Below are 22,444 nucleotides of genomic sequence, written 5' to 3'. Positions count from 1 at the left end.
AGTCGCGTGCGCGGCAAATTGGTCAAGCCAGTTTGCCGCGCAGATCACGATTTGCGATCAGCGGACCATGTCCTTTTCGATCCATTCGATAACGGACGTGCGTTTCGGCTGCCAGCCGAGCACCTCGCGCGTGCGCTTGCTGCGCACGCGGCTATTCGAGCCGAGACCGTACGACGCCATTTCATAACCCCATTCCTCGATCGCTTCCTCGAGCGGCCAGTCTTCCGGACCGCGCAGATCGAGCGCGCGCGCCATCGCGGTGGTCATGTCGCGAAACTGCGCTTCGCCGCTTTCGACGAAGTAAAACGTGCCCGCTGGCGATTTTTCGAGCGCCAGACGGTAGATATCGACGACATCATCGATATGGACGTTCGACCAGATGTTCAGACCGCGCCCGACGTGACGCACGATGCCGCTCTTCTTCGCCTGACGCTCCAGCCGCGGCAACTGCACGCTCGTCGCATTCGGCACGGCACCGTGGCCGTAGATCAACGTGTTGCAGAGCACGGCCGAACGCACGCCGCGTTTGGCGGCGTCGAGCACGAGCGTGTCGATCGCCACGCGCGGCGCCTTGTCGGGCGTCGGTGCGGGCAGGTCGTCCTCGGAGTAGATTTTGTCCGATGCCTCGCCGCCCGACGCATCGCCGACGATGCTCGATCCGCTCGTATGCAGGAACGGCTTGTTCGTGCCTTCGAGCGCGCCGATCAGCGTCTCGACCGCGGCGCGATGATCGCTGCTCGCCGCATTGATGACGGCATCGGCGGCACGCGCTTCGGTGACCAGCAAGTCCGTGTCATCCAGACTACCGATCACCGGTTCGATATTCAGGTGCTTCAGGTCGTCGGCCTGTTCAGCGCGCCGGATGAGCCCGCGCACGCGATGACCGTCACGCGCGAGTCCCGCCGCGATTGACCCGCCGATAAAGCCGCCCGCGCCAGTAATGAAGATGTTCATGTTCGTGCTCCGTTGAATGGTCAAACTACGATGAGCACAGTATGAGGCGCTTCGACTTTCGCAAAAACGGTGATAGTCTCAAATGAAACTTGACTCGAAATCAACAATCCACCGACTGAGTTTTCCTACACCCGAACCGACGATGCCACCGATCGAAACCATCAACGCTCCCGGTCTGCCGATTCCGGCGGGACATTACAGCCACGCGACACGCGCCGGCAATCTCGTCTGCGTGTCCGGCCAGTTGCCGATCCGCCCGGACGGCACGCATACCGGCGACCTGCCATTCGAAGAGCAGGCCGAACAGACGCTATCCAATCTGCGCACCGTGCTCGAAGCGGCGGGCGCGAGTCTCGCGGACTGCATCGAAGTGACCGTGTATCTCGTCGGCGTCGAACACTGGAAGGCGTTCAACGAGATATACGCGCGCCACTTCGGCGCGTGGAAGCCGGCGCGCGCCGTCGTGCCGGTCGGCGCGCTGCACTATGGCTATTTGCTGGAGATCTCCGCGCGCGCCTGGATCGAGCGCGGCTAGCCGTTACGCGAGGTCCAGCGACTTCGTCAGGTCGCCGAGCGGCGTCTGGCCGTTCGCGGCGAACGCGCGATCCCGCGCGGCCACGCCGTCGAGCGGCGGCAGATCGTGCACGCGCGAGATGAAGCGCAGGATCGAGTTCGTGTCATACGCGGTGTGATCGACGTAGCCCTTCTTCGCGAACGGCGAGATCACGAGCGCCGGAATGCGCGAACCCGGCCCCCAGCGATCGCCCTTCGGCGGCGAAACGTGGTCCCACCAGCCGCCGTTCTCGTCGACGGTGACGATCACGACCGTGTTGTCCCACTGCGGCCCGCGCCGGATGTGCTCGATCACGTTCGAGATATGCCGGTCGCCCGACGCGACGTCCGCATAGCCCGCATGCATGTTGAGATTGCCCTGCGGCTTGTAAAACGTAACGGCGGGCAGTCGGCCCGCGTCGATGTCGGCGAGCAGCTTGTTCGTCGATGGATCGTCGCCCAGGCCCGCGTCGCGCAGATGCTGCACGCGCGCCGCGCTGCCCGGTGCGTAGTTCGCGAAGTAATTGAACGGCTGATGGTGATACTGGAAATCCGGCACCATGCCGGTATCGCGATGCTCCAGCGCGTATTGCCAGGCGCCGCTGTACCAAGCCCAATCGATATTCTTGTCCGACAGACGGTCGCCGATGGTCGCGTAAGTCTGCGGCGGCAGCACGAGCGCGTTCGACCGGTCCGCGTAACGCGGATCGCCGCCCTGCGGGGGCGGCACATTGCTCGGCTGATAGGGCGGGAACATGGTGTTGACCGCGTAACCGTCGGCGGTGAGAGCGCCGTCGCGCACGAATTTCGGGGGGCCTTCGAGCGCGGATTTCGGTGAATCCGGCGCAAGTTTCAGACGCGAGCCCGTGGGATCGTCGCCTTCGATGACCGCGAGCAGTTTGGCCGCCGGACTGCCTTTGGCATCCGGATAGAAGGGCGCTTGCGCGGAAATCAGGAAAATATGGTTCAGCCATGAGCCGCCGAACGCCGACATGAAGAAGTTGTCGCAGAGCGTGTATTGCTGCGCGAGTCCCCACAGCCTCAGCGTGTCAGGCGAGTTCTGGTAGTGGCCCATCACGAGGCCGCCCGAGTCGCCCCACGCCGCGAACTGATTGTTGCGGCCAGCGTTGATCTGCATCTGGTTCTGATAGAACCGGTGCACCAGATCCCGCGTGATGACCGAATTGGGAAGCGGCGCGCCGCTCGCGTCCATGATCTGGAAGGGCGCGTTGCTCAGATCGGTGATCTGCTGCTCGGTAATCGCAAAGCGCTTGCCGCCTACTTCCTGCGCCTGCGGCACGAGCCCGCCCCAGATCTTCGGCAGCGTGGGCATGGGCGTGAGGCCGTCGCGATCGAGCTGCGTGTAATGCGATGCGGGCACCGCCGAGAGCGGATATTGCACGCCCGGATAGTTGCCGTAGAGATTCGTGAAGCTGCGATTCTCCGCGTAAATCACGACAATGTGCTGAACCTTCGCCGCGAGCGTGCGGTCGAGTGCAACATCGGCTGCGGTTTTGGGGGTGGTCGGCTTGTTTTCGAACAGATTGCATCCGCCGAGCGACAGCCCTGCGAGACCCACCCCCGCCGCAAGCAGCCGCCGCCGCGCGGGGTCCGCCGGTGCGTCGCCGGCCGGGGTGTCAATGCTGGAGGGAAGCTCATGCTGCGGATGGTCCTTCTCATTCATCGCCTGACTCCTCGTGAACATGCCGCGCACGTCCGATGACGCGCGCCTGCATTATCGACGCCGAAAGATGACGCGCCCATTACCCGGCGCCCCGACTTTGCCGCGTTGCTACGCGCGGCTCAACTGAGTGGGGATGATGCCGTATCGCCCCGCCGTGCGAAACCCGGCCGAACGGCATAGGCAAAAAACAGCAATGTCGTGCGAATCGGCCTATGTCTTTCAGCCGACTGGAAAGCGTGAACGAGCGTGACTAACATCAACTGAATACGAGCTTTGCTCCGACAAGAACGAGTGTCGCGGCGAGCACGTGGCGCAGCAGCGCTTCCGGCGCCCTGGAGGACAGCATGCTGCCGATGGCAATGCCCGGAATCGAACCCACGAGGAGCGAGGCGAGCAGGTTCCAGTCGACCGAGCCGAGCATCCAGTGGCCAGCGCCGGCAATCAAGGTGAGCGGCACGGCGTGCGCCACGTCGGAGCCGACTATGCGAACCGTCGCGAGACGCGGATACAACAGGAGCAGCACGGTCACGCCGATCGCGCCCGCGCCCACGGACGTGATCGAAACCAGCACGCCGAGAATCGCGCCGGTGAAGACCGTCCAGGCCGCGGTGCGCACAGGGTGTTCGGGGCGGCCATGTCCTTTCTTGTACGCGAAGCGCGCGAGTTGCGGCCGAAAGACCAGCGAAATAGCGGTGATGAGGAGCGCCGTGCCGAGTATCAACTGGATGAGCCGCGCGGTGCCGGGCGATGCAATGCCGTGCGAGTGCAGGAAAAACAGTGTGATGGCCGCCGCCGGCACGCTGCCCGCCGCGAGACGGCCGGTGATGCGCCAGTCGACCGAGCCCTTGATGCCGTGCACGAGCGTACCGGCGGTCTTGGTCGCGGCCGCGTATAGCAGATCGGTGCCGACGGCGGTCGCCGGATGGATGCCGAACAGCAGGACGAGCAGCGGCGTCATCAAAGAGCCGCCGCCCACGCCCGTCAGGCCAACCAGGAAGCCCACCGCCAGCCCTGAGGCAGAATAAAGTAAGTCGATATGCGGAAATGACATTGCGCGCGGAGAACCCGTCAGGCGTGGTTGGGTCGAAAAACCGTCGATGATAGCGGGTAAGTGGCTCACTTGCTGCACGAGAGCACTGCTCGGCCGAGCGATTGCGTCATCCCGGGAGCTTCGAGCGCGTTCCCCGAGCGGCTCAGAAAAACCCTTCAGATTACTTTCAGGAAGGTGCAATGAATACACAGGAACAGTCGCAAGAGCAGCAACGACAGCAACAACAAGCGCAGGAGTCGCAGCCGCGACTCGCGGACGAAGCGTTCATCCCCACCGAGCATGCCAACATGCCGAGCGAACGCCAGTTCGTTCTTAAATCCGGCAACACATTCGCCGTCTACGATGCGAACGGCGACATTCGCGGTGGCGACGACGGCCTCTTTGTCAACGACACGCGGGTGCTCTCGGAACTCGTGCTGACATTCGGCGGGCGCGCGCCGTCGCTGCTTTCCGGGAGCGTATCGAGCGATAACGCCGTATTCACGGCGCATCTGACCAACCGTCCGCTGCCACCGATCGGCGGGGCCCATACGCCGGAGGGCGTGATCCACGTCGAGCGCAAGCGTGTGCTCTCGGGACACGTGCTGCACGAGAGCATCGTGCTGACGAACTACGGCACGGAGCCGTCCACCGTGCCGCTTTCGATCTCCTTCGCGGCGGATTTTCTCGATATGTTCGAGGTGCGCGGCGCGAAACGCGGCAAGCGCGGCACTTTGCGTGCGCCCGCGATCGAGAACGGCGAAGTCGTGTTGCGCTATGTCGGCCTGGACGAAGTGGAGCGCACGGCGCGCATCCAGTTCACGCCCGCACCGGACGTGCTGTCGCCCACGCGCGCCGATTACGCGTTGCATATCCAGTCGGAAACCGCGATCTCCGTGTATCTGTCGGTGACGGCAGTGACGCACGCGCTCTCGGACGCCAGCGAGGAGAGCAAGCGCAACGCCGCTGAAGCCGCCGAATGCGCGCCCGAATCGGGGCGTCCGGCGATCCGCGAGGCGCTCGTCGAGGCGCATCGCCGCATGCGCGACAGACGCCGCGCGAGCGCGCGCGTGCGTTCGAGCAATCCGCTTTTCAGCGAATGGATCGACCGTTCGCTCGCCGATCTCGGCCTGCTCACCACCGATCTCGAAACCGGCCCTTATCCGTACGCGGGCATTCCGTGGTTCTCGACGGCATTCGGCCGCGACGCGATCATCACGTCGCTGCAAATGCTCTGGCTGCATCCGACGCTCGCGCGCGGTGTGCTGCGCTTCCTCGCCGCTCATCAGGCACGCGAGGACTCGGCGTTCCGCGATGCCGAAATCGGCAAGATCATGCACGAGACGCGCAAGAGCGAGATGGCCGCGACCGGCGAGGTGCCGTTCGCGCTGTATTACGGCGGCGTGGACAGCACGCCGCTCTTCATCGTGCTGGCGGGCGCCTATGCCGAACGCACCGGCGACAGTGCGCTGATCGACGAAATCTGGCCGTCGTTGCAGCTCGCGGCCCAATGGGTCGCCCGCCATTGCGACAAGAATCCGCACGGCCTGCTCGACTATCAGCGCGCATCGGAGCACGGTCTCGCGAATCAGGGCTGGAAGGACAGTCAGGATTCCGTGTTCCATGCGGACGGGAAATTTCCGGTCGGTCCGATCTCGCTCGTCGAAGTGCAGGGTTATGCATCGACGGCCTTCTCCACGATGGCGCGCCTCGCCCGCGAACGCGGCGAAGACGAAAGTGCGTCCGACTACGAGCGCCGGGCGCGTCACATTCGCGAGCGTGTCGAGGAAATGTACTGGATGCCGGAGATGGACTTCTACGGCATCGCGCTCGACGGGAAGGGCGAACTGTGCCGCGTGCTGTCGTCGAATGCGGGACATCTGCTTGCGTTCGATCTCGTCGAACGCAAGCGCGGCGAGGCCGTCGCGCGGCAGCTCGAATCCACGCTCTTTCATACCGGCTGGGGCGTGCGCACGCTGGCGGCGGGGCAACCGCGCTTCAATCCGATGTCGTATCACAACGGCTCCGTATGGCCGCACGACACCGCATTGTGCGCACGCGGTCTCGCGCGTTACGGCGACCGTAGCGCGGCCGTGGGGCTGCTGCAATCGTTGTTCGAAGCCGCGGTCACTTTCGACATGCGTCTGCCGGAGCTCTTCTGCGGATTCACGCGTCAGCGCGGCGAACGGCCAATCGCGTATCCGGTCGCGTGTCTGCCTCAGGCGTGGGCGGCGGGCGCGCCTTTCATGGTTCTGGAAGCATGTCTGGGCATGACCGTCGATGCGGTGAACGATGAAGTGCGCATCGACAGGCCGGCGTTGCCCGAAGGCATCGACTGGCTGGAAATCGGCGATCTGCGCCTTGGCGACAAGACCGCGACGATCACGTTCCGGCGCGTCGGCGGGCAGGTGATTCCGTCGGTGGAAGGAGATGTGCGCGTGGTTGCGGTGCTTTGATGCAGGAAGCGCACAGCGCCACGGTGGCGCTGTGCGTGTGATGCGCGCTTAAACGGCCACGCTGCCGACGTAGTTCTCGGCAAGCGCGGTCGCGGCCGCGCGGGACGTCGTCACGTGTTCCAGTTCGGCCACCTGCAGACGCTGCTCGAAAGGCGACGTGTCGTCGAGCTTGTGCAGCATGCGCGTCATCCACCACGAGAAATGCTCGGCGCGCCAGACGCGCTTCAGCGCCGTCTCCGTGTAGCGCGCAAGCTTCTCGGTGCCGCCTTCCTTGTAGAAGTCGTCGAGCGCGGCGTTCAGCACGCGCACGTCCGACACCGCGAGATTCAGGCCCTTCGCGCCGGTCGGCGGCACGATGTGCGCGGCGTCGCCCGCGAGGAAGAGCTTGCCCGACTGCATCGGCGTGGACACGAAACTGCGCATGCCGACAATGTTCTTCTGGAAGATCTTGCCTTCGGTGATCTGCCAGCCATCGGCGCTATCGACGCGTGCGTGCAGTTCGGCCCAGATACGGTCGTCGGACCAGCCGTCGACCGTATCCTTCGGATCGCACTGGAAGTACATGCGCTGCACGCCCGGCGAGCGCGTGCTGATGAGCGCGAAGCCGCGATCGTGGCGTGCGTAGATGAGCTCGTCGGAGGAGGGCGGCGCTTCAACCAGAATGCCGAACCAGCCGAACGGATAGATGCGCTGATAGTCCTGCCGGACCGCCTCGGGAATCGACTGGCGCGCGACGCCCTGCGAGCCGTCGCAGCCGATGATGAAGTCGCATTCCAGTTCTTCGTCCCGGCCTTCGTGCTGATACTTGATGCGCGGTTTGCGATCGCTGCCTTCCTGAAAGTCGTGCAGCGACACGTTCGATACGTTGAACTTCAACGCACCGTTCGCCGCGAGCCGGGCCGCGACCAGATCCTTGATGACTTCGTGCTGTGCATAGACCGTGATCGAATGCCCGGTCAGCTCCGTCAGCGCGATACGGCGGCGCTGACCTTCGAACGCGAGCTCGAAACCATGATGCAGCGCGCCTTCGGCCTGCATGCGCGCGCCGAGACCGGCCTGATTGAGCGTGTCCATCGTGCCTTGTTCGAGCACGCCGGCGCGAATCGTCGATTCGATGGCGTTCTGGCTGCGCGCTTCGAGCACGACGGATTCGATGCCGCGCAGATGCAGCAGATGAGAGAGAAGAAGCCCGGCGGGGCCCGCGCCGATGATGCCGACCTGAGTACGCATGTTGTCTCCGTGAGGCAGTGGTGATGTTGTGCGTACAGTGTCGGCAGAGCGGCCTTATGCCGCAACGCGATACGGAGGATACGGTCTATCTAATTTTGAGATAAAGGCCCGAAAATGGCCTGAAAACGGATGAACTGCGGGTAAATCCCTACGGCGTGCGGACGCAACCAGGCCGCCCGCACGTCACGCAGGGTTACTCGGCTGACTCTTCCTTCAACTGATTGCGCCGATATTCGCCCTGCCGGGTGAGCATCCAGCCCGGATATTCCGCGGGCAAGTGGCTAACTTCGTCGAGTGCCGCGAGCTCGTCCTCATTGAGCCGGACTTTGGTGGCCGCGATATTGTCGTCGAGCTGTTCGATGCGTTTCGCGCCGATGATCACGCTCGACACCACCTTCTGATGCAGCAGCCACGCGAGCGCGATCTGCGCGACCGACACGCCCTTGGCCTCGGCCATGCGCCGCATTACGTCGACGCAGTCATACGCGCGCTCGACATTGACCGGCGGGAAGTCGAACTTGGTGCGCCGGCTGCCTTCTTCCTTCGCGCCGTCGCGCGTGAACTTGCCCGAAAGCAGGCCGCCCGCGAGCGGACTCCACACCATCAATCCGACGCTTTCGCTCTGCAGCAGCGGCACGATTTCACGTTCGAGATCGCGGCCCGCGATCGTGTAATACGCCTGCAGCGATTCGAAGCGCGCGAGCCCGAGCCGCTCCGAGATGCCGAGCGCCTTCATGATTTGCCACGCAGCCCAGTTCGACACGCCGATGTAGCGCACATGCCCGTGCTGCACGAGATTGTCGAGCGCGCGCAGCGTTTCCTCGATCGGCGTCGCCGGATCGAATCCGTGAATCTGGTACAGGTCCACGTGATCCAGTTGCAGCCGCTTCAGGCTGGCTTTCACCCCGTCGATGATGTGATAGCGCGACGCGCCGCGCGAATTCGTGCCCTTCGTTCCGGTCTCGCCGAGAATTTTCGTCGCGACGACGACGTTTTCGCGCGGCACCTTCAGATTCTTCAGCGCCTGACCGGTGATGATTTCCGACTGGCCGTCGGCGTAGACGTCGGCGGTGTCGATGAAATTGATGCCCGCGTCGAGCGAGCGGCCGATCAGCTTGTCCGCGTCCGCCTGTTGCAACTGGCCGATGTTGTCCCAGATCCCGCCCGTCCCGCCGCCGAAGGTCATCGTGCCCAAGCACAGTTCAGAGACGAAAAGACCGGTATTGCCGAATTTCCTGTAGCGCATGGTTGCTCCCGATTGACTGGAAAGGCGCGGCATCGCTCGACCCGAGCGAACGATCCGGCCGGCAATGCAGTATCGTCCCGGCGCGCGGCGGGTCCATAGCCTGATCCTGTTCAATCCTTGCCTGTTCCTGCAAACGCTGGGGTGGGCCGCGAGCAATCCCGCGCCCGCGCGAGTAAGCTAGTCAGACTTCCTCTCATCCGAAAATCGTCCTTTAATCATGGCTCTGAACGACACGCCCGGCCTCGCCGGAAAAGACAGTCACGACCAGGCAAAGGAAATACGCCACGACGGCGCGCCCGACCCGGGGCTGGATCAGGCGCGGCTGGATCTCGTCGCGCTGCTCGATCGCTTCACCGCCGGTTGCGAAGGCTCGGTCGAAACGCCGGTGCCGGGGTTGGCGCTGCATCGGATCATGAATCCGGGCGGGCCGAAGCACGGCATCCAGACGCCCGCGCTCGCGCTGATCGCGCAGGGCAGCAAGCGTCTCATGGTCGGCGACGAAGTCTATATCTACGATCCGATGCATTACCTGGTGTCGTCGGTGGATCTGCCCGTGTGCGGACAGGTGTCGGTTGCGAGCGAGTCGGAGCCGTATCTCGGCATGCGGCTCGAACTCGATGTGGAGGAAATCACGTCGCTGATCCAGGACGAGAACCTGCCGCCCGCGATGTCGGCCGACGCGTCGCGCGGTCTCTACGTGAACCGCCTCGGCAACTCGATGCTCGACGCCGTGCTGCGGCTCCTGCGCCTCGTCGATACGCCCGAGGACGTGCCGATCCTGGCGCCCCTCGTGAAGCGCGAGATTCTCTATCGCCTGCTGATGAACGGCTCGGGCGCGCGCCTGCGGCAGATCGCGCTGCAGGACAGCCAGACGCAGCGCATCGCGAAGGCCATCCAGTTGCTGCGCCAGCATTTCGACCAGCCGTTGCGCGTCGAGGATATCGCGCGGGACGTGCACATGAGCGTGTCCTCGCTGCATCATCATTTCAAGGCTGTCACCGCGATGAGCCCGCTGCAATATCAGAAGCAGTTGCGGCTCCAGGAGGCGCGCCGCCTGATGATGCTCGATATCGTCGATGCCGCCACGGCCGCGCATCGCGTGGGCTATGAAAGCGCCTCGCAGTTCAGCCGCGAATACAGCCGGCTCTTCGGCGCGCCGCCGTTGCGCGACACCCGCCGCTGGCGCGACGCGACCGCCGCCGCTGTCGGCGCCTGAACGCGGTTTTCACAGTCCGGGCGACGAAATTTCGATGAACCTCTGGCAAGGCGCGCGCGAATGGTCTTGAATGGATTGCCGACTGGCGATGCGACGGCGCTGCCGCATCGATTTATTTCATCGTCCGCGGAATAGTGCAGCGCTTCCGAACGTTCTACGGATACTTCTACAAAAAAGGAAAGATGAAATGAAGAAGCGCATCCAGATGTTCGCCGCTGCCGCAACAGTCGCCACCGCTTTCGCTTCACTTGCTTCATCCGCGTATGCTGCGGCGCCGAAAGAAGCGAACGGCATGTTCGTCGATGAAAACGGCATGACGCTCTATACCTTCGACAAGGACACCAAAGGCGGCGCGAGCGCCTGCACCGGCGGCTGCGCGCAGGCGTGGCCGGCGGCGATGGCGACCGACGCCGACAAGGCGAGCGGCAAATGGACCACGGAAGCCGCCGACGGCGGCAAGCAGTGGGCCTACGACGGCAAGCGCGTTTATCGCTTCGCGAAGGACACGAAGCCCGGCGACAAGAACGGGGATAATTTCCGCGATGTCTGGCACGTCGTGAAGCCCTGAGCTTCTTCGGACGCGCAGTCTGAAAGACACATCGCGAGAGGCGGGTTCGCGGAATAAATCGGTGAGCCCGCCGGTCTATGAAATCAAGGGTAACGATCATGAAACGAACGATCGGAGTGACGGCGCTCCTGATCGCGCTCGGTCTCGCACTCGGCGCGGCGGGTTGTGCGAGCGGCACGCAAAGTGCGCCGAATTCGTCGGGCGCGCCGAGCGGGCCGGCCGGAGGAGGCAGCTACTGATGTCGAACGCCTCTCACGGTTGCGTCAGGCACGCGGGCGTACGGCCTTGAGCTTCGAGAGCGATCTTCTCGCGCTGCTGCCGCAGTTGCGCCGATACGCGCGCGCGCTGACGGGCGACCGCGCCTGGGCCGACGATCTCGTGCAGGACGCGACCGAGCGTGCGCTCAATCGCGCCAAATCGTTCCATCAAGGCACGAACCTGCGCGCGTGGCTGTTCACGATCATGCGCAACCTGTATATCGACCAGTTGCGCGGGCGTCGCGATATCGCCGTCGACGATGAAACCGCGCCCTGGCGGCAGATGGCCGCGCCGCGAGGCGAAGTCGATGGCCTCGTGCTGCGCGACGTGCAGCGCGCGCTTTATTGTCTGCCGGTCGAGCAGCGTGAAGTGATGCTGCTCGTGTGCGTCGAGGAAATGAGTTATCAGGAGGCATCCGTGGTGTTGAACGTGCCGACCGGAACCGTGATGTCGCGCTTGTCGAGAGCGCGGGAGCATATGCGCGTTCTGCTCGGCGAAGAACCCGGCCGCAAGACGTCGCCGTCGTCACTGAAAGTGGTGAGCCGATCATGACCAGCCAAGACCGTCCGTTCGAAGGCGGCGACCGTATGGGTCCCCCCAAACCCGATCGCGATCTGCAGGCGCTGTCCGCCTTCATCGACGACGAACTGCACGGCGACGAACGCGACGCCGTTGCTGAACACATCGCGAGCGATCCCGCGAGCGAGGCCACTGTTGCCGCTTATCGCGCGCAGGACAATGCGCTGCGCGCGCTCTTCGCCGATCAGAGCGAGCCGCAGGTCGTACGCTTGCGGCCGCGCGCGCGCGAGCGTTATCTGATCGCGGCGTGCTTTCTGGTCGTCGGGGTTGCGTGCGGATTCCTGATGCACATGCTACTGCCCGCGATCGGCGAGAGTCCGCGTTTCGCGGAGCGCGCGGATATCGCCTACGCCGTGTACGCGCCCGAGCAGCGGCACGCGGTGGAGGTGGCGGCGTCGCAACAGGATCATCTCGTGACGTGGCTGTCGAAGCGGCTGAATCGCGCAGTGACGATTCCGTCGCTGGCCGAATACGGCTTTCAGCTCGTGGGCGGCCGCCTGTTGCCCGACGAGGAAGGCCCGGCCGCGCAGTTTATGTATCAGAACGCAGCGGGCGAGCGGCTCACGCTCTACATGACGACGGCGACGATCCGGCGCAACGACAGCAAGATCAGAACGCTCAAGGACGGGCAGCGCACGACGTTCTATTGGGCGTGGGATCGCGTCGGCTATGCGCTCTCGGGTCAGATCGGCCAGGAAAAGCTGCAGGCGATCGCTTATGACACATGCAAGGAACTGGGCGGCGATCCGAAGAACTGGTGAACCGGCGATCAAAAGAGAAGGCCGCAGCGATCGATTTCGCTGCGGCCTTTTTCACGCGTGAAGCGGCTTAGTAGTAACGATGCGGCGGCGGCGCGACATGATGATGGCGCTCCCATTCCTGGCGCTGCCAGTAACGATGACCGTCCCAGTAACGCTCGCCGTGCCAGCCCACCGACACACGATGCGGCGGATTGTGATGCATGTCGGCGGAGGCGACATTAGTGAGACCCATGCCGAGTGCGGCAGCCAGGGAAGCGATAAGCAGGCTCTTCTTCGTCTTGTTCATCATGATGTTGGCTCCTTGATCGTTTGCTTGCAGTCGAAACCGCGAGTCAGGAGGTAGCAGTTTCGCAATAGTTCAGTGCGTGTTGCGCGAGAGTCAATCGCGGTAGTAATCGTGATGATGGTGATACCCGCCACCGTCCGGCACGACGATGCAGCCCGAGAGCGCGCTACTCAACAACACGCCCAGCGCTGCAAGGATCGCTAGCTTCTTCATTGGTTTCTCCCTGTGAATCCATGGAAACCAATTTAGCGGTTCGCAAAATGACAAGCCGTGTTCGTTTGTAAGCAAACGTGTAATCTGAAATATTTGCGACGGGCGGCTGTAAAGGCACGGCGTCGGGCGTCTCGGCGTTGCATGCGGACGCACGACGCGTTATCCTGAACTCCGATTCGGAATGTCGGAGTGAATATGTCTCACATCAGCACGGGCGTCGAGTACGCGCTGCACTGCATGCTCTATCTCGCGGAGCCACCGCACGGCGTGCGCGAGGCGAGCGTGCGCGATCTCGCGGAATTGCAGGGCGTGCCCGCGGAGTACGTCGCGAAGCTCTTCACGAAGCTGCACAAGGCGGGACTCGTCGTCGCGACGGAAGGTGCGCGCGGCGGCTTTGCGCTTGCGCGCCCGTCGAGCGAAATCAGCGTGCTCGATGTCGTGGATGCGATCGACGGCGACAAGCCGCTCTTCGATTGCAGGGAGATTCGGGCGCGCTGCGCGGTGTTCGGCGACGACGCGCCGCCCTGGGCGACGAGCGGCGTGTGCGCCGTCCATGCGGTGATGAAGAACGCGGAGAAGCGCATGCGCGAGGCGCTCGCGGCGGATCGGTTAGCGGATCTCGCGGGCCGCGTGCATGCCAAGGCGCCGCGCAGGTTCGGGCCGCAAGTCGTCAAGTGGCTCGACGAGCGCACCAGCCAGCGGCGCGCGGCGAAAAGCTAAAGCCGAGCGAACTCAGCGAACGATCTTCGGCTTCATGTTCGGCGTGAGTGAAACGCCGACCACGCGACCATCGCGCACGCCGCAACGGCTGTCCATGCGCGTCCATTGCGCCTTGCCGCGCGCCTTCGCGAACGCGCGCATCACGATGATCTTGTCGACCGGAATCGGGTCGCCGACACTGAAGATCGGAGTATCGTCGTCGATTGTCGCCGAGAGCACGCGGCGGTCGGGCACGATGAGCGTGTCGTACTTCGGCGCGTTCTCCACCCAGCGGTCGAATGCAGCGACGCATTGCGCGACGGCGTCGGGTACGTGGAGCTTCGTCAGATACGAATAATCTTCGGGCAGGTCCGGCGTTTCCTGCGCCTGGACGAGCTGAAACATCGACGCCGACAGCGCGAGCGCGAGCAATGCGGGAGCGAGAATGGTCTTCATGCGATGGGCGATGGAAAGGGGCGTTCGGGCAGAGCGCGGATCGCGTGAACGGCGCTGTGAGTGCGATGCGCGCGCCTGCGCAGGAATGGCGCGGAGTATACCGTGTGAAGTTTTGTGACGTCGAGCGTATCGCGCATTTCGAATGCTGATCGAAAGCATTGCGCGGCGCGTTGTATCCTTCGATGGGGACGAACACAACACACCGACGAGGTACGCGATGAAAGCAGCGCGGTGGTCGCAACAGGACGGAACAGGGCTCGAGCATCTCGTTCTGAACGAGGCGCAGGATGGCATCGTGATCGAGAGCGCGGTCGTGGGCGAGGACGAGACGCATGCCTTCGGCCTCGTCTATCGCATCGAATGCGATGCGCGCTGGCAAGTTACGCGTCTCGCGCTGAAGCTCGCGGGCGGCGCAGCGCTCGATCTGCATCGCAGAGACGGCAACAACGGTGACGCGCATGTGTGGACCGACGCGAACGGCGAGGCGCAAGAGCGACTTCACGGCTGCATCGACGTGGACATCACCGCGACACCGTTCACCAATACGCTGCCGATTCGCCGTCTGCAACTCGCGCGCGGCGAGCGCCGCGTGATCCGCGTCGTCTACGTGCGCGTGCCGGAGTTGAGCGTGAGCGCGGTCGAGCAGGCGTACACGTGCCTCGAGCCGAATCATCGCTATCGTTACGAAGGGCTCGACACGGGCTTTACGGCCGATATCACCGTCGACGAAAGCGGCCTCGTGCTCGACTATCCCGGACTCTACAAGCGCGTCGCGTAATAATGCGGTTCATTGCTTGACCTGATCCGAGATCCGAACGATGAACGATACGACTTCACCCCGTCTTACGAGCCTTTCCCACGGCGGCGGCTGCGGCTGCAAGATCGCGCCCGGCGTGCTGGCCGACTTGCTCAAGCGCGCCACGCCGTTGCCGGCGTTTCCCGATCTGCTCGTCGGCAACGATACCGCCGACGATGCCGCCGTCTACAAGCTCAACGACGAGCAGGCGATCGTCGCGACGACCGATTTCTTCATGCCGATCGTCGACGATCCGTTCGACTTCGGCCGCATCGCCGCGACCAACGCGCTTTCCGATGTCTACGCGATGGGCGGCAAGCCGATTCTCGCGCTCGCGCTCGTCGGCATGCCGATCAACGTGTTGCCGCATGAAGTCATCGCGCAAGTGCTGAAAGGCGGCGAAGCGGTCTGCGCGGAAGCGGGCATTCCGGTCGCGGGCGGCCATTCGATCGATTCCGTCGAGCCGATCTACGGACTCGCCGCGCTCGGCATCGTGCATCCGTCGCGCGTGAAGCGCAACGCGGCCGCGCGCGCGGGCGACGTCCTTGTGCTCGGCAAGCCGCTCGGCGTCGGCGTGCTGTCGGCCGCGCTGAAGAAGGACAAGCTCGATGCCGCCGGCTACAAGGCGATGATCGACGCGACGACCAAGCTCAACCGCCCCGGCGCCGATCTCGCGCAGCTCGACGGCGTCCATGCGCTCACCGACGTCACCGGCTTCGGCCTGCTCGGTCACACGCTCGAACTCGCACGCGGCGCGAAGCTCACGGCGCGCATCCGCTACGCGGACCTGCCGTGGTTGCCGCAGGTGCGCGAGTTCGTGCGCGCGGGCATTTTCACGGGCGCGTCGGGACGCAACTGGAACGCATACGGCGGTGAAATCACGTTGAACATCGAAGGCGACGAGGCCCGCACCTTGCTCACCGATCCGCAAACCTCGGGCGGCCTGCTCGTGTCGTGCGCGCCGGAAGCGGTGAACGACGTGCTCGCGATCTTCCGCGCGGACGGCTTCGACGATGCGACGGTCATCGGTGAAATGGTGGACGGCGCAGGCCGCGTCGACGTGATCTGAACCAATGAAAAAGAGCGCATGAAGGAAGAATCCCCGAAAGCCATTTTCTACGCGCTTGCCGCGAACTTCGGCATCGCCGTCTGCAAGTTCGGCGCGGCTGCCTTTACCGGCTCCGGCGCGATGTTCGCCGAAGCCATCCATTCCACCGCCGATTGCGGCAATCAGCTGCTGCTTCTCTTCGGCCTGAAGCGCGCGCAGACGCCCGCGAATGCGCTGCATCCGCTGGGCTCGGGGCGCGAGATCTATTTCTACGCGCTGATCGTCGCGCTGCTGCTGTTCTTCGTCGGCGGCGTATTTTCGGTGTACGAAGGCGCGCATCGGCTGATGCATCACGAGCCGTTGTCGAATCCGATCGTCGCGCTCGTGATTCTCGGCATCTCGGTCGTGCTCGAAGCGTTCTCGCTCGCGGGCGCGATCCGCGAAATCCGCAAGGGCGCGCCCGACAAGACCTTATGGCGATGGTTCCGCGAGACGCGCGAATCGGAACTGCTCGTTGTAGCGGGCGAGGATGTCGCGGCGCTGCTCGGCCTCGCCATCGCGTTCGCCGCCGTGCTCATGACGATGCTCACCGGCAATCCGGCATACGACGCCGCCGGCTCGATCGGCGTCGGCGTGCTGCTGATGATCATCGCGTTTCTCGTCGCGCGTGAAGTGAAGTCGATGATCGTCGGCGAATCCGCGAGCCCGGAAGTGCGCAAGGCGATCGACGCGCACTTGCGTGCGCGTCCCGAGATCACGCGCATCATCAGCCTCATCACGCTGCAATGGGGCAAGCATGTCGTGGTCGCGGTGCAGGCCGAGATGATCGACTACGCGAGCGGCCGCGCGATGATCGATGCGATCAACATCATCGAAGACGATCTGCAACATGCGTTTCCGCAAGTGCGATGGGTGTTCTTCGAACCCGATATCGCACGCGATCGCGGCGAGCCGGCGGCGTTGTAAGGTCACGAGGGGCACAAGGGGCAGGACGGGGCAGGAGCGCCGCGTGCTACCGAAACAAGGGTCGTTCAGGACCGCTTCTGCCGTATCGACGGCACCGCGTTAACATATGTGGTGCGCGTCGTCCGCATCGAGTCCCTGACATTTCGTGATCTTCATCCGACCCATGCGCAAATTGCTCCTAGCAGTACTGCTCGTCGTCGTGTCGAGCGTTCTTCCGATCTTTTCCCAATCATCCTTCGCCGCTGCCGATTCCGCGCAGCACGCGTCGCAAGCGGGCGTCGCGCTGACGCCCCAGCAGGCGCGCGATGCGCTCTCGGTGCTCAACGATCCCGCGCGCCGCTCGCAGGTCTCCGATACGCTGCGCGCCATTGCCGCGGCAGGCGCGCTGGCCGCGCCCGCCAGCGCGCCGCAGTCCGCATCGGCGGCGGCTGCGGCGCCGGCATCGGGCGCATCGAGCGTGCTGGCCCATTCGCTGACCGCGAACGGTCTCGCATCGCAACTGTCGCGGCAGGCAGGGCACTGGCTCGTGCAGATCGGCGCGGGGCTGCGGCATTCGACCGTGGCGCTGCTCGATTTCGGCTCCGTCGTTTCGTGGTGGCGCGACCGGACCTCGAGCGCGGATGCGCGCGCGCTCGTCGGCCATGTCGTGTGGACCGTGCTTGCGTCGCTCGTTCCCGCGCTACTGCTCGAATTCCTGTGCCTGCGCCTCTTGAAGCGGCCGCGCGCGCGGATCGCGGCACGCGGCGTCGCCGATGCCGAGGAGCAGGATCCCGATCTCGTGCGCGAACAACGCGCGGCCGAGCGTGCGGAAGACGCCGCGGCGCGCAGCGGCGACGAGACCGCCATGCATCTCGCCGAGCGCAAGGCCGATACGGCGCGGGGCCAGCGTCACGCCGCGCGGCACTGGACGCTGTTGCAGCGTCTGCCGAGCGCGCTACTGTACGGCTTTCTCTCGCTGGTTCCGCTCGTCGTTTTCATCGGTGTCGTCACGTTGCTCATGTCGATCTTCATCGACGACAACACGCCCGAAGCGCGCGTCGCGGGATCGCTCATCGACGTCTATCTGGTCTGCCGCGCGATCGTGATCGTGAGCGGATTTTTCATCGCGCCGCGTGCGCCCGGCCTGCGCCTCATCCAGATCCGCGATTTCTACGCGATCTATCTGCATCGCTGGGTGCAGCGCATCGTGTGCATCGCGGGCGCCGGGATTGCGCTGGCCAACGCCGCCGAGCCGCTTGGTCTGTCCGGCGATGCGCGCATCGCGATCCTGAAGATCGTTCTGCTGATCGTGCATCTGATGATCGCGTTTGTGATCTTCCAGAGCCGCACGTCGGTGGCCGAGCGTATCCGCGAGCAGGCGCGGACGAATCGTTCGGTGAGACTCTTCGGCAACTGGGTCGCCGATGTCTGGGCGGGCGTCGCGATCTTCTTCGTGATCGCGCTGTGGTTCGTGTGGGCGCTCGACGTGCAGAACGGCTACCGAACGCTGTTTCATCTGGGCGGCGTGTCGTTGCTCGTGCTGGTCGGCGCGCGTGTGCTGGCGATCGTCGCGTTCGGCGCGCTCGGCCGCGTTTTTCATCACGGCGACGAGGACGATCTCACGACCGATTCGATCGTGCGCCGCCGCGCCTATCGCTATTACCCGGCGTTGCGGCGTATCGTGCAGACGCTGATTTCGGTCGTCACGGTGGTCGCGCTCCTCGAAGTGTGGCACGTGAACATCCTGCATTTCTTCACTTCGGGCGGGGTCGGCAACCGGCTCGCGTCGGCGCTTCTCACGATCGTGGTCGCGGCCGTGTTCGCCGTGCTGGTGTGGGAGGCGGCGAACATCGTCGTCGAGCAGCGGCTCGAACAATGGACCGCGAGCGGCGAGCGTCTGCGTGCCGCGCGCCTGCGCACGCTGCTGCCGATGATGCGCTCCGGCCTCTTCATCGTGATCGCGATGGTCGTCGTTTTGACGGGCCTCTCCGAGATCGGCGTGAACACCGCGCCGCTGCTCGCGAGCGCGAGCATCTTCGGCGTGGCGCTCGGCTTCGGCTCGCAAAAGCTCGTGCAGGATCTCATCACCGGCATCTTCCTGCTGATGGAAAACGCGATGCAGGTCGGCGACTGGGTGACGCTCGCGGGCGTGTCGGGCACGGTCGAGTATCTGTCGATCCGCACGGTGCGTCTGCGCGGCGGCGACGGCTCGCTCTACACGGTGCCGTTCAGCTCGGTATCGACGGTGAACAACACGAATCGCGGCATCGGCAATGCGGCCGTGCGCGTATCGATCGCGCTCGGCCAGGATGTCGATCGCGCGATCTCCACGCTGAAGGAAATCGGCGCGGCGCTGCGCGAGGACGAAGCCTTCCGCGACGGCATTCTCTCCGACTTCAGCTTCTGGGGCGTCGATGCCGTCGACGGTTCGACCGTCACGCTCGCCGGCCAGATCCAGTGCCGCGACAGCGCGCGCTGGCCGGTGCAGCGCGAGTTCAACCGGCGCATTCTCAACGAGTTCACGGCGCGCGGCATCGAGATCGCGAATCCGCAGCGCAACTTCGTGATCGTCAACGGCGGCAATGCTGAAGGCACTCCGGAAAGCGTTCAGGACGCGGAAGAAGCGGGCGCGGATCAGCGCGGCGAGCCGTCGAAGGCCGCGCAGCATCCGACGAGCGAGGCGGCGGGCTCGGCGAACGTCGCGTCGAATGCGCCGCCGCCGCGGACCTCGCAAAGCGGCACCTGATCCTATAATCGTTCGGCCCTGAATCGCGCCCTCTCACGGGCGCGATTTTTTTCGAAGGTCGAACTTTTACGAGGATCACGCCTGCCATGAGAGTCGCCGCATCGGAATCGAAAGAGACATCGAACAGACTGGGGCGCGCGGTCGTCGCCATGACGATCGCCGTGGGTGCAACAGGCCTCGCGGGGTGCGCATCCGCGCCGCACGCGTCCGATAGCGCGAGCGGCGTGCGCGCTGTCAAGGTCATGATCGTCACGATGTTCGCGCCCGAAGGCAAAGTGTGGCTTGACAAGCTCGGCCCCTGGGACGCGATCAAGGTGGCCGGACTGTCGCCGGACTACGCCGACGTACATTGCAATCGCGACGATGTGTGCGTCGTCACGACCGGCATGGGCCACACCAACGCGGCCGCGTCGATGATGGCGCTCGCGTTCTCCGATCGTTTCGACTTGCGCAACACGTACTTTCTGATCGCGGGCATCGCGGGCATCGATCCGGCGCAGGGCACGGTCGGCTCGGCGGCTTGGGCCAAGTATCTCGTCGATTTCGGCCCGCAATGGGAACTCGACGCGCGCGAGAAGCCGGCCCGCTGGCCGAGCGGATTCATCGGCATCAACACGAAGGGGCCGAACGACAAGCCGGCGCCCGACTATCGCACGGAAGTCTTCGCGCTCAACGCGACGCTCGCCGACACGGCCTACGCAATCTCGCGCAACGTCGCGCTCTCCGACAGCGACCAGGCCAAAGCCGCGCGCAAAAAATTCAACTACGCGCCGGCGAACCGGCCGCCACGCGTGATCCAGTGCGACACGCTCGCGGGCGATACGTGGTGGTCGGGCAAATACATCGGCGAGCGGGCGCGCGCATGGACGCGGCTTCTGACGGACGGGCGCGGCGTGTACTGCACGACGCAACAGGAGGACAACGCGACCTACGAGGCGCTCAAGCGGGCGGCGAGCGTGCAGCGGGTGGATTTGTCGCGCGTGGCCGTGCTGCGCGCCGGTTCCGATTTCGATCGCCCCTACAAGGGCCAGCCGGCCGTCGACAATCTGCTCAATTACGCGGAGCAGGGCGGCTTTGCGCCGGCCCTCGAAAATCTGTACCGGACCGGTAATCCTTTGGTGCAGGAGGTTGTTACACATTGGGACGCGTGGAGTAAAGGTGTCCCGCAACGGTAACAAGCGACGTTACAAAACCAGGTAACACGGCCCGTAACATCAACGTAGCAAGGTATAGGTAACTATTACTCATCCGTGGAGGGATCGGTAAAGATCGTTTTGATGGTTATTTTTCGGGTTTTTCATCAGAGGAATAATCCCAAAAATAGCTGTTGCGGACGTCAACCGATTCCCGCAATCCCCCGTTATTGCTGGCGGCAGGTAATTATTCCGACTAAAACCAAGCCGCCCCGATTAAGCGCCGTAAACATAAGAAGAATAGACCGTGCGCGGTAAATCCAGTTGAAATTGCCAGACCGAAAAAATTACCGATCGAAAGTGTTGTTTGCAACAAAATATTATTGAGACACCCTTGCTTTAGATTCAGACCGTACTTAGAATCCGTCTCACAGTGGTTGTTACAAGATGTAACGCACTGAAACAAAGATTACGCAGGACGTAGCCGGGCAGAACGAGTCCGGTGAGGCACAAAAAAGATATCGGCAAAAAGCCGGCGGGAAATTCGGGGATTTACTGGAAGTTGCAACCATGAACGGTCGCGAAACGCTGGAATCGATCCGGGAAATCAACTTGTCTTACATCATGCTCGCGCAGCGTCTGTTGCGCGAGGACCGGGCCATCGGCATGTTCCGGCTCGGTCTGTCGGCGGAACTCGCCGATCTGCTGTCGGGCCTCACGCTCGCACAGGTCGTCAAGCTCGCGTCGTCGGATAACCTGCTTTGCGCATTCCGCTTCAACGATCACACGATGCTGTCGGCCTTGACGCAACCCGCGAAGAACGCGGACATCGCGCCGACGCACGCGGCAATCCTGCTGGCTGGCCAGCCGGCCGAACAGTTCGCTTAAGTGATGACGGAGCGAGCCATGCTGAAGAAGAGCCTCACCGAAGACGCCCAGGAAGTGTTCCGCGCCATCGCGCTGATCGAGCTCGGCGCGCGCATGCAAGTGCTGGAGAGCGAACTCACGCTCTCGCGCGATCGCATGATCCGCCTTTATCGCGAAGTGAAGGGCGTATCGCCGCCCAAGGGCATGCTGCCGTTCTCGGCCGACTGGTACATGACGTGGCTCGCCAATATCCACGCATCGCTTTTCTATAACACCTATACGTTCCTGAAGAACGAAGCTGGCTGTTCGCATCTCGATGCGTTGACCAAAGGGTATCGGCTGTACCTCGAGCACTGTAACCATAGCGGTGCCGAGGCGGTACTCGACCTTACGCGGGCCTGGACTCTTGTGCGCTTCTTCGACGCGGGCATGCTGCAGATGACACCTTGCTGCCGCTGCACCGGGAAGTTCGTCGCACACAAACATGATTTGCAGAACAACGTGGTGTGCGGGGCCTGCCAGCCGCCGTCACGCGCGGGGAAGACCAAGAAAGCGGCGGCCGCAAGACAGGCCAGTCAAGAAGCCGCGCTGGAGGTAGTGATGTCGAAGAACGAAGTGCCGGAGCATGCGGAGCACACGGCACTCGGTAACGTAGCGGCGTTGCAGCCGCAACGGGCAAGCCTGGTCGCACAGGCTGCTTAGGCGGTAGCGGCCGCCGGCC

The 22,444-nt window shown here is 63.9% G+C and carries 22 protein-coding genes; 15 read left to right on the top strand and 7 right to left on the bottom strand.

Annotation, left to right across the window (positions count from 1 at the left end; translation table 11 throughout):
* Positions 1-57: 57 nt before the first annotated feature.
* A complete protein-coding gene (locus tag PQR08_RS33675) occupies positions 58-954 on the bottom strand; it encodes an NAD-dependent epimerase/dehydratase family protein (protein ID WP_250484612.1) in 897 nt (298 codons plus the stop codon).
* A gap of 142 nt (positions 955-1,096) precedes the next feature.
* Here PQR08_RS33675 and PQR08_RS33670 point away from each other — a divergent pair, with 142 nt between their 5' ends.
* On the top strand, positions 1,097-1,489 hold the full coding sequence (locus PQR08_RS33670) for a RidA family protein (protein WP_238213967.1): 393 nt from the start codon (positions 1,097-1,099) through the stop codon (positions 1,487-1,489).
* Positions 1,490-1,492: 3 nt separating this feature from the next.
* On the opposite strand, the gene PQR08_RS33665 is transcribed toward PQR08_RS33670, so the two are convergent.
* Together PQR08_RS33665 and PQR08_RS33660 are read right to left on the bottom strand one after the other, a co-directional pair.
* Entirely contained in the window at positions 1,493-3,190 is a 1,698-nt protein-coding gene (locus PQR08_RS33665) for an acid phosphatase (RefSeq protein ID WP_250484613.1), read from the bottom strand.
* 256 nt (positions 3,191-3,446) lie between these two features.
* Entirely contained in the window at positions 3,447-4,241 is a 795-nt protein-coding gene (locus PQR08_RS33660) for a sulfite exporter TauE/SafE family protein (protein ID WP_035501945.1), read from the bottom strand.
* Positions 4,242-4,420: 179 nt separating this feature from the next.
* Between PQR08_RS33660 and PQR08_RS33655 the strand changes: the two genes are divergently transcribed.
* Positions 4,421-6,676, top strand: a complete 2,256-nt coding sequence (locus PQR08_RS33655; RefSeq protein WP_250484614.1) for an amylo-alpha-1,6-glucosidase — start codon at positions 4,421-4,423, stop codon at positions 6,674-6,676.
* A gap of 48 nt (positions 6,677-6,724) precedes the next feature.
* Here PQR08_RS33655 and PQR08_RS33650 read toward each other — a convergent pair whose 3' ends face one another.
* Both PQR08_RS33650 and PQR08_RS33645 read right to left on the bottom strand, forming a co-directional pair.
* Entirely contained in the window at positions 6,725-7,906 is a 1,182-nt protein-coding gene (locus tag PQR08_RS33650) for a 4-hydroxybenzoate 3-monooxygenase (protein ID WP_250484615.1), read from the bottom strand.
* A gap of 193 nt (positions 7,907-8,099) precedes the next feature.
* Positions 8,100-9,152, bottom strand: coding sequence for an aldo/keto reductase (locus tag PQR08_RS33645; RefSeq protein WP_250484616.1), 1,053 nt, complete (start codon positions 9,150-9,152; stop codon positions 8,100-8,102).
* Positions 9,153-9,369: 217 nt separating this feature from the next.
* Between PQR08_RS33645 and PQR08_RS33640 the strand changes: the two genes are divergently transcribed.
* From PQR08_RS33640 to PQR08_RS33620, 5 genes are all read left to right on the top strand, one after another.
* Positions 9,370-10,368, top strand: a complete 999-nt coding sequence (locus tag PQR08_RS33640; protein ID WP_187606340.1) for an AraC family transcriptional regulator — start codon at positions 9,370-9,372, stop codon at positions 10,366-10,368.
* A 187-nt stretch (positions 10,369-10,555) separates the two neighbouring features.
* Complete coding sequence (locus tag PQR08_RS33635) at positions 10,556-10,936, top strand: COG4315 family predicted lipoprotein (protein WP_250484617.1); 381 nt, start codon at positions 10,556-10,558, stop codon at positions 10,934-10,936.
* Positions 10,937-11,034: 98 nt separating this feature from the next.
* Positions 11,035-11,175, top strand: coding sequence for a hypothetical protein (locus tag PQR08_RS33630; protein ID WP_187606338.1), 141 nt, complete (start codon positions 11,035-11,037; stop codon positions 11,173-11,175).
* Between the two features lie 46 nt (positions 11,176-11,221).
* Positions 11,222-11,746, top strand: coding sequence for an RNA polymerase sigma factor (locus PQR08_RS33625; RefSeq protein ID WP_187606337.1), 525 nt, complete (start codon positions 11,222-11,224; stop codon positions 11,744-11,746).
* The gene (locus PQR08_RS33620; RefSeq protein ID WP_250484618.1) at positions 11,743-12,534 is read left to right on the top strand and encodes an anti-sigma factor family protein; all 792 of its coding nucleotides are present in this window, start codon (positions 11,743-11,745) and stop codon (positions 12,532-12,534) included. The genes PQR08_RS33625 and PQR08_RS33620 overlap by 4 nt, the downstream gene beginning before the upstream one ends.
* A gap of 67 nt (positions 12,535-12,601) precedes the next feature.
* Here PQR08_RS33620 and PQR08_RS33615 read toward each other — a convergent pair whose 3' ends face one another.
* The gene (locus PQR08_RS33615) at positions 12,602-12,820 is read right to left on the bottom strand and encodes a hypothetical protein (RefSeq protein WP_187606628.1); all 219 of its coding nucleotides are present in this window, start codon (positions 12,818-12,820) and stop codon (positions 12,602-12,604) included.
* A 408-nt stretch (positions 12,821-13,228) separates the two neighbouring features.
* Here PQR08_RS33615 and PQR08_RS33610 point away from each other — a divergent pair, with 408 nt between their 5' ends.
* Positions 13,229-13,753, top strand: a complete 525-nt coding sequence (locus tag PQR08_RS33610; RefSeq protein WP_250484619.1) for an RrF2 family transcriptional regulator — start codon at positions 13,229-13,231, stop codon at positions 13,751-13,753.
* Between the two features lie 12 nt (positions 13,754-13,765).
* Here PQR08_RS33610 and PQR08_RS33605 read toward each other — a convergent pair whose 3' ends face one another.
* Positions 13,766-14,188 carry a BspC domain-containing protein gene (locus tag PQR08_RS33605; RefSeq protein ID WP_250484620.1) on the bottom strand — a complete coding sequence of 141 codons (423 nt, stop codon included), beginning with the start codon at positions 14,186-14,188 and terminating at the stop codon, positions 13,766-13,768.
* A gap of 217 nt (positions 14,189-14,405) precedes the next feature.
* Here PQR08_RS33605 and PQR08_RS33600 point away from each other — a divergent pair, with 217 nt between their 5' ends.
* From PQR08_RS33600 to flhC, 7 genes are all read left to right on the top strand, one after another.
* A complete protein-coding gene (locus PQR08_RS33600; protein ID WP_187606333.1) occupies positions 14,406-14,966 on the top strand; it encodes a putative glycolipid-binding domain-containing protein in 561 nt (186 codons plus the stop codon).
* A 40-nt stretch (positions 14,967-15,006) separates the two neighbouring features.
* On the top strand, positions 15,007-16,053 hold the full coding sequence (gene selD, locus PQR08_RS33595) for a selenide, water dikinase SelD (RefSeq protein WP_187606332.1): 1,047 nt from the start codon (positions 15,007-15,009) through the stop codon (positions 16,051-16,053).
* A gap of 18 nt (positions 16,054-16,071) precedes the next feature.
* Complete coding sequence (locus PQR08_RS33590; RefSeq protein ID WP_250484621.1) at positions 16,072-16,998, top strand: cation diffusion facilitator family transporter; 927 nt, start codon at positions 16,072-16,074, stop codon at positions 16,996-16,998.
* Between the two features lie 163 nt (positions 16,999-17,161).
* Positions 17,162-19,723: a mechanosensitive ion channel domain-containing protein gene (locus PQR08_RS33585; protein WP_250484622.1), complete on the top strand. Its 2,562-nt coding sequence runs from the start codon at positions 17,162-17,164 to the stop codon at positions 19,721-19,723.
* Between the two features lie 149 nt (positions 19,724-19,872).
* Positions 19,873-20,898, top strand: coding sequence for a purine-nucleoside phosphorylase (locus PQR08_RS33580; RefSeq protein WP_408163787.1), 1,026 nt, complete (start codon positions 19,873-19,875; stop codon positions 20,896-20,898).
* A gap of 528 nt (positions 20,899-21,426) precedes the next feature.
* Positions 21,427-21,744: a flagellar transcriptional regulator FlhD gene (gene flhD / locus PQR08_RS33575; protein WP_014250878.1), complete on the top strand. Its 318-nt coding sequence runs from the start codon at positions 21,427-21,429 to the stop codon at positions 21,742-21,744.
* 18 nt (positions 21,745-21,762) lie between these two features.
* Entirely contained in the window at positions 21,763-22,425 is a 663-nt protein-coding gene (flhC, locus tag PQR08_RS33570) for a flagellar transcriptional regulator FlhC (RefSeq protein WP_035501929.1), read from the top strand.
* Positions 22,426-22,444 lie beyond the last annotated feature (19 nt).

The organism is Caballeronia jiangsuensis (genome assembly GCF_046030135.1).
Lineage (GTDB): Bacteria > Pseudomonadota > Gammaproteobacteria > Burkholderiales > Burkholderiaceae > Caballeronia > Caballeronia jiangsuensis.
The sequence above is the reverse complement of the archived record's forward strand: the minus strand, read 5'-3'. Positions and strand labels throughout refer to the sequence as shown.

Excerpts from the sequence above, each read along its gene's own strand:
- PQR08_RS33615 (WP_187606628.1), bottom strand. The coding sequence starts at position 12,820 with ATGAACAAGACGAAGAAGAGCCTGCTTATCGCTTCCCTGGCTGCCGCA.
- PQR08_RS33585 (WP_250484622.1), top strand. The coding sequence starts at position 17,162 with ATGCGCAAATTGCTCCTAGCAGTACTGCTCGTCGTCGTGTCGAGCGTT.
- PQR08_RS33660 (WP_035501945.1), bottom strand. The coding sequence starts at position 4,241 with ATGTCATTTCCGCATATCGACTTACTTTATTCTGCCTCAGGGCTGGCG.
- PQR08_RS33600 (WP_187606333.1), top strand. The coding sequence starts at position 14,406 with ATGAAAGCAGCGCGGTGGTCGCAACAGGACGGAACAGGGCTCGAGCAT.
- PQR08_RS33645 (WP_250484616.1), bottom strand. The coding sequence starts at position 9,152 with ATGCGCTACAGGAAATTCGGCAATACCGGTCTTTTCGTCTCTGAACTG.
- PQR08_RS33640 (WP_187606340.1), top strand. The coding sequence starts at position 9,370 with ATGGCTCTGAACGACACGCCCGGCCTCGCCGGAAAAGACAGTCACGAC.
- selD (WP_187606332.1), top strand. The coding sequence starts at position 15,007 with ATGAACGATACGACTTCACCCCGTCTTACGAGCCTTTCCCACGGCGGC.
- flhD (WP_014250878.1), top strand. The coding sequence starts at position 21,427 with ATGAACGGTCGCGAAACGCTGGAATCGATCCGGGAAATCAACTTGTCT.
- PQR08_RS33650 (WP_250484615.1), bottom strand. The coding sequence starts at position 7,906 with ATGCGTACTCAGGTCGGCATCATCGGCGCGGGCCCCGCCGGGCTTCTT.
- PQR08_RS33605 (WP_250484620.1), bottom strand. The coding sequence starts at position 14,188 with ATGAAGACCATTCTCGCTCCCGCATTGCTCGCGCTCGCGCTGTCGGCG.
- PQR08_RS33675 (WP_250484612.1), bottom strand. The coding sequence starts at position 954 with ATGAACATCTTCATTACTGGCGCGGGCGGCTTTATCGGCGGGTCAATC.
- PQR08_RS33630 (WP_187606338.1), top strand. The coding sequence starts at position 11,035 with ATGAAACGAACGATCGGAGTGACGGCGCTCCTGATCGCGCTCGGTCTC.
- PQR08_RS33655 (WP_250484614.1), top strand. The coding sequence starts at position 4,421 with ATGAATACACAGGAACAGTCGCAAGAGCAGCAACGACAGCAACAACAA.
- flhC (WP_035501929.1), top strand. The coding sequence starts at position 21,763 with ATGCTGAAGAAGAGCCTCACCGAAGACGCCCAGGAAGTGTTCCGCGCC.
- PQR08_RS33620 (WP_250484618.1), top strand. The coding sequence starts at position 11,743 with ATGACCAGCCAAGACCGTCCGTTCGAAGGCGGCGACCGTATGGGTCCC.
- PQR08_RS33635 (WP_250484617.1), top strand. The coding sequence starts at position 10,556 with ATGAAGAAGCGCATCCAGATGTTCGCCGCTGCCGCAACAGTCGCCACC.
- PQR08_RS33610 (WP_250484619.1), top strand. The coding sequence starts at position 13,229 with ATGTCTCACATCAGCACGGGCGTCGAGTACGCGCTGCACTGCATGCTC.
- PQR08_RS33590 (WP_250484621.1), top strand. The coding sequence starts at position 16,072 with ATGAAGGAAGAATCCCCGAAAGCCATTTTCTACGCGCTTGCCGCGAAC.
- PQR08_RS33580 (WP_408163787.1), top strand. The coding sequence starts at position 19,873 with ATGACGATCGCCGTGGGTGCAACAGGCCTCGCGGGGTGCGCATCCGCG.
- PQR08_RS33670 (WP_238213967.1), top strand. The coding sequence starts at position 1,097 with ATGCCACCGATCGAAACCATCAACGCTCCCGGTCTGCCGATTCCGGCG.
- PQR08_RS33665 (WP_250484613.1), bottom strand. The coding sequence starts at position 3,190 with ATGAATGAGAAGGACCATCCGCAGCATGAGCTTCCCTCCAGCATTGAC.